Raw genomic sequence first — 10,947 nt, forward strand, 5'->3', positions numbered from 1 at the left:
GAACAACGCTACGCGGCGCCGGCGTACGGGTGGAACCGACCCCAGAGCATCATGCACACCCCGTTTAGTTTTTTACATCGTAAAAAAGCAAAAAGACCATCTAATAAAAGACGGTCTCTTCGCTGTTACCTGGCAACGACTTACTTTCCCAGGACCCTGCGGTCCAAGTATCATCAGCCCTGGAGGTCTTAACTTCCGTGTTCGGTATGGGAACGGGTGGAACCCCTCCGGAATAATCACCAGATCTTTGAAGTTTTGCGTTCCTTTCGGAACTCATTCCCTCAAAACTGCACAGATGTAATGTCTTAACTGTAATTAAGATAATCTCTTCCTCACTTAGACTTTCGCCCAAAGTGAGTGAACTGCTTGTTAGCGTTTGTTAGGTCAAGCCCTCGACCGATTAGTACCCGTCAGCTCCACGCGTCACCGCGCTTCCACACCGGGCCTATCAACCTGATCATCATTCAGGGGTCTTACCAGCTTATGCTGTGGGAAATCTCATCTTGAGGTCGGTTTCGCGCTTAGATGCTTTCAGCGCTTATCCGCTCCGGATATAGCTACCCAGCTGTGCCTCTGGCGAGACAACTGGTACACCAGTGATCCGTCCAACCCGGTCCTCTCGTACTAGGGTCAGATCCTCTCAAATTTCCTGCGCCTGCGACGGATAGGGACCGAACTGTCTCACGACGTTCTGAACCCAGCTCACGTACCGCTTTAATGGGCGAACAGCCCAACCCTTGGGACCTACTACAGCCCCAGGATGCGATGAGCCGACATCGAGGTGCCAAACCTCCCCGTCGATATGGACTCTTGGGGGAGATAAGCCTGTTATCCCCAGGGTAGCTTTTATCCGTTGAGCGATGGCCCTTCCACTCGGTACCACCGGATCACTAAGCCCGACTTTCGTCCCTGCTCGACTTGTTGGTCTCGCAGTCAAGCTCCCTTTTGCCTTTACACTCTACGCGCGATTTCCAACCGCGCTGAGGGAACCTTTGGGCGCCTCCGTTACTCTTTAGGAGGCGACCGCCCCAGTCAAACTGCCCACCTGACACGGTCCTCAACCCCGATTCAGGGGTCTAAGTTAGAACTTCAGTACAAAAAGAGTGGTATCCCACCGGCGACTCCACCAAGGCTGGCGCCCTAGCTTCTTTGTCTCCCACCTATCCTGTACATTTTATACCAAAATCCAATGTCAAGCTACAGTAAAGCTCCATGGGGTCTTTCTGTCCTGTCGCAGGTAACCCGCATCTTCACGGGTATTACAATTTCGCCGAGTCCCTCGTTGAGACAGTGTCCAGATCGTTACGCCTTTCGTGCGGGTCAGAACTTACCTGACAAGGAATTTCGCTACCTTAGGACCGTTATAGTTACGGCCGCCGTTTACTGGGGCTTCAATTCAAAGCTTCGCCTTGCGGCTAACCTCTCCTCTTAACCTTCCAGCACCGGGCAGGCGTCAGCCCCTATACTTCTCTTTTCAGATTGGCAGGGACCTGTGTTTTTGTTAAACAGTCGCCTGGACCTCTTCTCTGCGGCTCCACTTGCATGGAGCACCCCTTCTCCCGAAGTTACGGGGTCATTTTGCCGAGTTCCTTAACGAGGGTTTTCTCGCGCGCCTTAGGATTCTCTCCTTACCTACCTGTGTCGGTTTGCGGTACGGGCACTCTCTTGCTCACTAGAGGCTTTTCTTGACAGCTTGGAGTCGGTTACTTCGCTACTTATTTTCGCTCCCCGTCACCTTTCAGGCTTCTCGCGAGACGGATTTACCTGTCTCACACCCTACGGGCTTGGGCGTGCTCAACCAACGGCACGCTTAACCTATCCTTCTGTGTCACCCCATTGCTCAAACGCTTAAGAGTGGTACTGGAATCTCAACCAGTTGTCCATCGCCTACGCTTTACGCCTCGGCTTAGGTCCCGACTTACCCTGGGCGGACGAGCCTTCCCCAGGAATCCTTAGGTTTACGGCGGGTGAGATTCTCACTCACCTTTTCGCATACTCATACCGGCATTCTCACTTCTAAACGCTCCACCATTCCTTACAGAACAACTTCGCTGCATTCAGAACGCTCCCCTACCCCTGTACACTGAGTGTACAAGCCATAGCTTCGGTGATACGCTTGAGCCCCGTTACATTTTCGGCGCAGAACCACTCGACCAGTGAGCTATTACGCACTCTTTAAATGGTGGCTGCTTCTGAGCCAACATCCTGGTTGTCTGTGCAATTCCACATCCTTTTCCACTTAGCGTATACTTTGGGACCTTAGCTGATGGTCTGGGCTGTTTCCCTTTCGACTATGAAGCTTATCCCCCACAGTCTGACTCCCGATCTAAATTATTGGCATTCAGAGTTTGATAAGGTTCGGTAACCCGGTAAGGCCCCTAGCCTATTCAGTGCTTTACCGCCAATAATCATCGATTCGAGGCTAGCCCTAAAGCTATTTCGGGGAGAACCAGCTATCTCCGTGTTCGATTGGCATTTCACCCCTACCCACAGCTCATCCCCTGCCTTTTCAACGACAGTGAGTTCGGGCCTCCAGTAGGTTTTACCCCACCTTCACCCTGTCCATGGGTAGATCACACGGTTTCGGGTCTACAGCATGTAACTTGTCGCCCTGTTCAGACTCGCTTTCGCTCCGGCTCCGGCTTCTCGCCTTAACCTCGCTACATACCGTAACTCGCCGGTTCATTCTACAAAAGGCACGCCATCACACCTCTAGGGTGCTTTGACTGCTTGTAAGCGTACGGTTTCAGGTTCTTTTTCACTCCCCTCCCGGGGTGCTTTTCACCTTTCCCTCACGGTACTAGTTCGCTATCGGTCGCTAAGGAGTATTTAGCCTTGGGAGGTGGTCCTCCCGGTTTCCCACGGGGTTTCTCGTGTCCCGCGGTACTCAGGATACCCTCACAGAATGTCTTTCTTTCGCCTACAGGAGTGTTACCTTCTTTGCTCGATCTTTCCAGATCACTTCGGCTAGAAATCCATTCCTAAAAGAGGGTCCTACAACCCCGATCCCCGAAGGGGTCGGTTTGGGCTCTTCCCGTTTCGCTCGCCGCTACTCAGGGAATCGATTATTCTTTCTCTTCCTCCGGGTACTTAGATGTTTCAGTTCCCCGGGTTGTCTTCGTTAACCTATGGATTCAGTTAACGATATCCAGATATGACTCTGGATGGGTTGCCCCATTCGGGTATCCACGGATCAATGCATGCTTACTGCTCCCCGTGGCGTTTCGCCGCTCGCCGCGCCCTTCTTCGACTCTTAGCGCCTAGGCATCCACCGTACGCCCTTAGTAGCTTGACCAAACGTCCCGCCACATTAGGTTCTCAGATGTTTATCCTAATTTACAGTTAATTACTTTCTCTGTGCAGTTTTCAAAGAACACTTTTGCTTCGAGACTTTCATCTCTTCAGCGGATTGTTAGTTTAGCATGTCTCAGCTAGACTTTCAATCTGTATTTTTTGCCAATTCTTTAGTTCATGGAACTCAATTCAAAAGAATTTAATTCCTTTAGAACCATAGTTTTGGTCAAAAAAATAGTGAGTTCCCATTTCTGGTCTCTCAAAACTAAACAACAAGTAGTTTGCACTCAAACAGCTCTTTACAGGTTTCCCTGTTTGCCTCTTCGGCATTTCGAGTCTTTCGACTCTTCACCTTTGAACTCTTAATGCTTTCGCATCATCCTTCAAAGGATCGACCATAGGATACGCTCACTACTAGAGTGAACATGTCTCCTTAGAAAGGAGGTGATCCAGCCGCACCTTCCGATACGGCTACCTTGTTACGACTTCACCCCAATCATCGGCCCCACCTTCGACGGCTAGCTCCCTTTCGGGTTACCTCACCGGCTTCGGGTGTTGCAGACTTTCGTGGTGTGACGGGCGGTGTGTACAAGGCCCGGGAACGTATTCACCGCAGTATGCTGACCTGCGATTACTAGCGATTCCGACTTCATGTTCTCGAGTTGCAGAGAACAATCCGAACTGAGACCGGCTTTCTCGGATTCGCTCCACCTCACGGCTTCGCTTCCGTCTGTACCGGCCATTGTATTACGTGTGTAGCCCAAGACATAAGGGGCATGATGATTTGACGTCATCCCCACCTTCCTCCGGTTTGTCACCGGCAGTCTATCTAGAGTGCTCGACCTTACTCGTTAGCAACTAAATATAGGGGTTGCGCTCGTTGCGGGACTTAACCCAACATCTCACGACACGAGCTGACGACAACCATGCACCACCTGTCTCACAGCTCCCCGAAGGGCACTCCTAAGTTTCCTCAGGATTCTGTGGATGTCAAGCCTTGGTAAGGTTCTTCGCGTTGCGTCGAATTAAACCACATAATCCACCGCTTGTGCGGGCCCCCGTCAATTCCTTTGAGTTTCAACCTTGCGGCCGTACTCCCCAGGCGGAGTGCTTATTGTGTTAACTGCGGCACAGAAGGGGTCGATACCCTCTACACCTAGCACTCATCGTTTACGGCGTGGACTACCAGGGTATCTAATCCTGTTTGCTCCCCACGCTTTCGCGCCTCAGCGTCAGTTACAGTCCAGAAAGTCGCCTTCGCCACTGGTGTTCCTCCACATATCTACGCATTTCACCGCTACACGTGGAATTCCACTTTCCTCTCCTGTCCTCAAGATACCCAGTTTCCGATGCACTCCCAGGGTTGAGCCCTAGGTTTTCACACCAGACTTAAATATCCGCCTACGCGCCCTTTACGCCCAATGATTCCGGACAACGCTTGCCCCCTACGTATTACCGCGGCTGCTGGCACGTAGTTAGCCGGGGCTTCCTCCTCAGGTACCGTCATGTACAGGCATTATTTACACCCGCACCGTTCGTCCCTGAAGACAGTACTTTACAACCCGAAGGCCTTCATCGTACACGCGGCGTTGCTCCGTCAGACTTTCGTCCATTGCGGAAGATTCCCCACTGCTGCCTCCCGTAGGAGTCTGGGCCGTGTCTCAGTCCCAGTGTGGCCGTTCACCCTCTCAGGCCGGCTACTGATCGTCGCCTTGGTAGGCCTTTACCCCACCAACTAGCTAATCAGACGCGGGTCCATCCATTATCGGTAGCATCTTCAGAGGCCACCTCTCCTTAAAAGCTGATGCCAGCTCTTAAGCGTATCCGGTATTAGCCCTCGTTTCCAAGGGTTGTCCCGATTTAATGGGTAGGTTACCCACGCGTTACTCACCCGTCCGCCACTATCCAGCATCTAACACCCAGTATTCTCTGCTTCGTGTTGGTACTTATTGAATGCGTGGAGCGCTCATTCTTCGCGCTCTCGCATGGCACCAACTTGCGAGCTCCAAAATACTCGGTGTTAGACACTGGACCGTTCGACTTGCATGTGTTAGGCACGCCGCCAGCGTTCGTCCTGAGCCAGGATCAAACTCTCCATAAAATTTATGAAGAAAATTTGATTGCTCAAATTATCTAAATCTTTAACTCTTGACGAGTCATTGGCTGTTCCTTGTTGTTTAGTTTTCAAAGACCATTTGTCGGCTTTCACCGTGTGTCGCACTTAGTGGCGACAGTTTTTAATTTTACCAGAGTGACTTCGGAAAGTCAACTCTTTTTTTCGTTCAAGTCTTTCGACTCTCGCGACGGAATCTTATATTAGCATGCTCACTTGCTTAAGTCAACACCCAATTTTAAGTTCCGTTGCGTCGCTTGGGCCTAGGCTTTATCCCTGTGGCCTGAGACGTTTCCGTCCTTGCGGCGCTTTGTTATAATAGCACTGCGCTAACCTCAAGTCAATACCTAATTTTTAGTTTTAGAAATAATTCTTATTCCTATTTCAAGTGCAAAATAATGGCCTCTCAATAACGGCCTCTCCTATAAAGCAAAACACGGTAACGTCTAAAGCGTCACCGTGCCCTACATATTCAGTACGTATATTTCTAGCTTCTTCTACTATAACTAAATCAGTCTTAATAGATAGTAGTTTTTCTTGCCACGACGAATAACGATAAACTTACCGCCAAGCTTGTCTAGTTGTGCTATCGATACTCCCGTATCGGTTTGTCGAACACCATTGACATAGACCGCGCCGCTCTCTATCGATTCCCGAGCTTGTCTCTTCGAAGAGACTGCCCCTAACTCTATCAAAGCATCCACAAGAATCATTTCAGCATCGTTAACTTCTGCGGAAGGGACATCACTAAAGCCTTCTTCAACCTCCGCACCCGTGAGATTCTCTAGCCCACCAGTAAACAGAGCATGCGAGATTTTCTCAGCACGTTCCCTAGCTTCTACACCATGCACAAGTTCGGTGACTTCTTTCGCTAGCATCCGTTGAGCGTTTCGTTTTTCTGGTTGAGTCTCAACGTCTTGAGCCAGTTGGCTAATTTCATCGATGGATAGGAACGTAAAGTATTTAAGATATTTCACAACATCCCGATCATCTGTGTTCATCCAGAACTGATAGAATTTATAGGGAGAAGTCTTTTCTGGGTCGAGCCATATCGCTCCCCCTTCTGTCTTCCCAAACTTCGTGCCATCACTCTTTGTCACTAAAGGCATCGTAAGTCCATGAACCTGGCGATCTTCACCAACGGACATCCGGCGAATAAGGTCAATCCCTGAAGTGATATTTCCCCATTGGTCACTTCCACCAATCTGCAATTCACAACCATAAAGTTCATTTAGCTTCATAAAATCATACGATTGTAAAATCATATAACTAAACTCAGTGAACGAAATTCCACGACTCATTCTGGATTCCACAGAGTCCTTGGCAAGCATCGTTCCTAAGGAAAAGTTCTTTCCGATATCTCTCAGAAACTCAATGACTTGTAATGAGCCCAACCAATCATAATTGTTAGCGAGAATTGCCGAGTTCTTACCTCCCTCAAAATCGAGGAAACGGCCCAGTTGTTCCTTGATGCGGTTCGCATACTCTTGCACGACCTCTGTTGGATTAAGCGTCCGCTCGTTTACTTTTCCGCTGGGGTCTCCAATTAATCCTGTTCCACCGCCAACTAAAGCAATGGGTCGGTGTCCCGCAAGCTGGAAACGCCTTAAAATAAGGATGGGTAGTAGATGCCCAATATGTAAACTATCTGCGGTAGGATCATAGCCGCAATAAAGTGTTATAGGGGATTCAAGGCGCTTATACAAAGCCTCTTCGTCCGTGTTTTGATATACCAATCCCCTAGCCTTTAAATCATCGAGAATATGCATTGTTATTTCCCCCTTATGAATCCCACTTAATTCAATACTATTAAAATCAAATCCCCCAACCTGTAGTTAAGGGATCAATCTTTACTATGTTTATGTGCCTAGGTCAAAAAGCTATAAATATGCACTCTATGCTATTCAGACATCATTGTTACATACAATCTATAATATTATACTGTTTTGAATGACTGATATCAACTCGAAAGCTCATTTTATGCACCATCTTGGGCTCATTTTATGTAGCACAGCTAGCAAAAGTTTTATGGATAGAAAAAGTATGGTATAATTCTGCTGTGACAAAGTACACTTTTAAGTGTACTTTGTTATTAGTCCCTTCGATACGTAAACGAAAAATAATAAATTCGACGAAAACTAGGAGGTACGAGAGATGGCATCTCCCCCGAAAAGGACGCCACGAAAAAAACGCCTTTCGAAGTGGCGTGTCTTTTTACTGGCTAGCGGTTCCATTTTTGCAGTGGCTTCAATCGCATTTTTGATTTACGTGATTTCTGCAGTAGCGCAAACCCCGAATTGGCATCCGGATATCTTAACAAATCAAGAACAGACTTCTATTATCTTCGATAAAGATGGAAACCAGATTGCCGCACTCCATGCAACCGAAAATCGCCAAGTGGCCAAGTCCTCAGAAATCCCAGAGCTTGTAAAGAAAACCTTTGTTGCTGTCGAGGATAAGCGCTTTTATGACCACTTTGGTGTTGACCCAATCCGAGTCATTGGTTCACTCGTTGCAGATATCAAATCTCAATCGATGAGAGAGGGCGCAAGTACGATTACAATGCAGCTTGCGCGTAACGCCTTTATCGAGAACCCCACCGCCAAGACCGGGTCGCGGAAACTTCAAGAAGTTGCTTTGGCTATCCAGCTCGAAAGAGAATACACGAAGGATGAGATTCTCACGTTCTATCTCAATCGGATTTTCTTCGGGGAATCTTCCTTTGGAATTCAAGCTGCCGCTAAAACGTACTTTGGTAAAGAGCTTAAGGATTTACAACCCGATGAAATCGCCATGCTTGCTGGATTGCCCCAGGCCCCTAGTGGTTATGACCCCTATGTCAAACCTGAACAAGCCAAAAACCGTCGCACGATCGTTCTCGGAGTAATGGAAGATGCGGGGCTCATTACCCAAGGTGAATTCAACCAATATAAAGATGCCCCCTTTACTCACGTAGACAACGTGAAAAAGAATCGTGCAGCTTCCCAAAAACCAATAATCGCTGGCACAGACTATCAGTTCCCCTACTTTATCGACTATGTCATTGACCAGCTTGTCAATGAATACAAGCTAGCCGAGGAACAGATCTTCAGCGGTGGATTAAAGATTTACACAACCGTCGATCCTAAAATTCAAGCAGCTGCCGAAAAGGAGTTTGCAGACGCAAATAATTTCCCAAAAAGCGTGGACAATACTAAGGTCCAAGGAGCGATGACGGTCATAGAACCCTCTACAGGTTCTATCCGAGCGCTGGTTGGTGGTCGAGACTATACCACGGCCCGTGGTTTGAATCGAGCTCAATCTACACGTCAACCCGGTTCGACAATAAAACCACTCGTCGTTTATGCCCCTGCACTTGAAAAAGGGGGATTCTTCCCGGGAACCGTCCTCGATGATATGCCTGTTAAGTACAATGGTGGAAACGGTCAAGTATGGGCTCCAACAGATTATGATACTGAAACTTCCGGCTGGAAAGGCCGTATTACGATGCGGTATGCCGTTGAAAACTCAGTCAACGTCTATGCAGTTAAACTCATGAATCTTATCGGCATAAATTACGCCTGGGACTTCGGTAAGAACCGTCTGGGCCTCCCCTTAGAAAATGATGATAAGGTATTAAGCTTATCCTTAGGTACTACTGATCATGTCTCCACAATAGATATGGCTTCAGCTTATGGTGTATTTGCCAACAACGGTGTTCGTATTACGCCGCACGCCATAGAGAAAGTTCTTGATTCACAAGGTAAGGATGTCCTTTCCCCGAAAATAACCAAGGAACGGACTATGAAGGAAACTACGGCTTACCTAATCAATAGCATGCTCCGAAGCGTTGTAACCAACGGTACGGGTACGCGTGCTCAATTCGGCAACTGGGCTGTGGCCGGGAAAACAGGAACCACTTCTCTTGAGCCAGCTAAGTATGGAAATAAATCAGGGAACCCAGATGCTTGGTTTGCTGGATATACCCCCAATTATGTTGGGGTTGTCTGGATGGGATATGATCAAGACCCTGACGGTAACCATTATTTACGTCAAGTTTATGGTGGAAGTTATCCCGCTCAAATCTGGAAAAAAGTTATGACTGTTGCCCATGAAGGACAAACCGTACAAAGCGAATTTAAGCAACCCTCAGGGATTGTTAGTGGCTCCTTTGATGCTAAGTCAGGCCTATTACCTAGCAGTTTAACTCCTAGCCAATTTATACGGACAGAAATCGCAGCTCAAGGAGACTTCCCTACAAGTGTTAGTGATGTGTGGGTCGAGAAAGAGATCGATGCCGATCATCCTACCTATCTCGTAGGTACAGGAACAAGAAATAAACTCCCCAAGGTTTTCCTCAATATTACTGACCGTGATGCCACGATACCTTGGCCTAGTGATGAAGCTCCTTACAAAATGCCTACCGAGGCTTACAATGAATCAGCACCGCCATCGGCAATAAACGTCCCTCCTACTGGAGATCCTAAACTTCCTGTTCCTACACTGGGTCCTATAGCTTATGATGCGACACACGGCTCTGTAAGTATTCCTGTAGCTTACCCTGAAGCAAGTAAAAAACTATCCTTAGTCGTTTATGTGAAGCTCCCTGACCAAGCTAGTATTCAGACTTTTACTCCAGAAGCACAACCTGGCAAATCAGATAAAATTGTGATTCCCTTGAGCCTGGATGGGAAAGCCCCAACTCCTGGAGAATACGTCTTCTGGGCAGCGTTCAAGGATCCGAAAACTTCTGTCTCAGGGCAGCCCTCTCCTGCTGCTAAGCTGACAATTACCGACTAGACAATCATACCCCGTAGATAGCAAACTCCATTTGAATTAAAAGTAGAGAAACGAATAGAGGTAAGAGTAACTGTAACCCAGTTCTCTTACCTCTTCTTTTTGCATAATGTCTGGAGTTTATCTCCATTGATTATGAATCAGCATAAAGTTAGTGTTTCTTTTTGATAGCCGCTACATAAATGACTCCAAGCACAACTGCAACGAGTCCAATAACTAGAACAGGACTAGCTGGTTCTTTTGCTACAGGTGCCGGCGTTTGTTCAACCTGAGCAGCAGGTGCTTGCTCAGCAGGCTTCTGAGCCTCACCCGCAGGCTTTTGCTCTTGTCCTCCCCCTGTTGCCCCAGTTGCTCCCGTGCCTACCCTTCCATCAGTATGGCAGGGTGTACAGGTTTTACCATCTGGACTCATCGATTGAGTTGCGTTGGCGTTTGATGTCGCACTGAAGAAAATCCCGAAAGAAAGTCCTAAGAAAAGTGCCAGCAGTATCAAAGGACGACCATATCTACCCTTTTTCTCACTCATCTCTACAATCACCTCCCTTTAATTACATATTTCAGCATAAACGAGGTATACCACAGTGTCAATAAGGAAGAACTAAAATTCACATTAACAAGTATCTTATGTCAATATCCGTATTTCAAGGGCTCTCATGTATTACATATACAATACAAGGCAACTGAGTGAGAAAAACTTCCACTAAGCTCATTGTGGTTAATCCTAACACACGTTTTTTTGGAGATTAGAAAATGAAATGAGAACC

The 10,947-nt window shown here is 47.8% G+C and carries 3 protein-coding genes and 3 rRNA genes; 1 reads left to right on the plus strand and 5 read right to left on the minus strand.

Going from position 1 to position 10,947, the window contains the following annotated elements:
• Positions 1-127: 127 nt before the first annotated feature.
• The 4 genes from rrf to tyrS all read right to left on the minus strand — a co-directional run bounded on the left by rrf (position 128) and on the right by tyrS (position 7,176).
• Positions 128-244 (minus strand): 5S ribosomal RNA (gene rrf / locus ACZ42W_RS21955).
• Between the two features lie 136 nt (positions 245-380).
• A 23S ribosomal RNA gene (locus ACZ42W_RS21960) occupies positions 381-3,295 on the minus strand.
• Between the two features lie 436 nt (positions 3,296-3,731).
• Positions 3,732-5,395 (minus strand): 16S ribosomal RNA (locus ACZ42W_RS21965).
• The 16S, 23S and 5S rRNA genes sit together here, the layout of an rRNA operon.
• A gap of 518 nt (positions 5,396-5,913) precedes the next feature.
• On the minus strand, positions 5,914-7,176 hold the full coding sequence (tyrS, locus tag ACZ42W_RS21970) for a tyrosine--tRNA ligase (RefSeq protein ID WP_464167379.1): 1,263 nt from the start codon (positions 7,174-7,176) through the stop codon (positions 5,914-5,916).
• 385 nt (positions 7,177-7,561) lie between these two features.
• Between tyrS and ACZ42W_RS21975 the strand changes: the two genes are divergently transcribed.
• The gene (locus ACZ42W_RS21975; protein WP_464167380.1) at positions 7,562-10,186 is read left to right on the plus strand and encodes a transglycosylase domain-containing protein; all 2,625 of its coding nucleotides are present in this window, start codon (positions 7,562-7,564) and stop codon (positions 10,184-10,186) included.
• A 148-nt stretch (positions 10,187-10,334) separates the two neighbouring features.
• Here ACZ42W_RS21975 and ACZ42W_RS21980 read toward each other — a convergent pair whose 3' ends face one another.
• Complete coding sequence (locus tag ACZ42W_RS21980; protein WP_464167381.1) at positions 10,335-10,709, minus strand: hypothetical protein; 375 nt, start codon at positions 10,707-10,709, stop codon at positions 10,335-10,337.
• Positions 10,710-10,947 lie beyond the last annotated feature (238 nt).

It is taken from the genome of Desulfitobacterium elongatum, assembly GCF_055378975.1.

Coding starts and splice junctions, on each gene's coding strand:
- ACZ42W_RS21980 (WP_464167381.1), bottom strand. CDS start 10,709: ATGAGTGAGAAAAAGGGTAGATATGGTCGTCCTTTGATACTGCTGGCA.
- ACZ42W_RS21975 (WP_464167380.1), top strand. CDS start 7,562: ATGGCATCTCCCCCGAAAAGGACGCCACGAAAAAAACGCCTTTCGAAG.
- tyrS (WP_464167379.1), bottom strand. CDS start 7,176: ATGCATATTCTCGATGATTTAAAGGCTAGGGGATTGGTATATCAAAAC.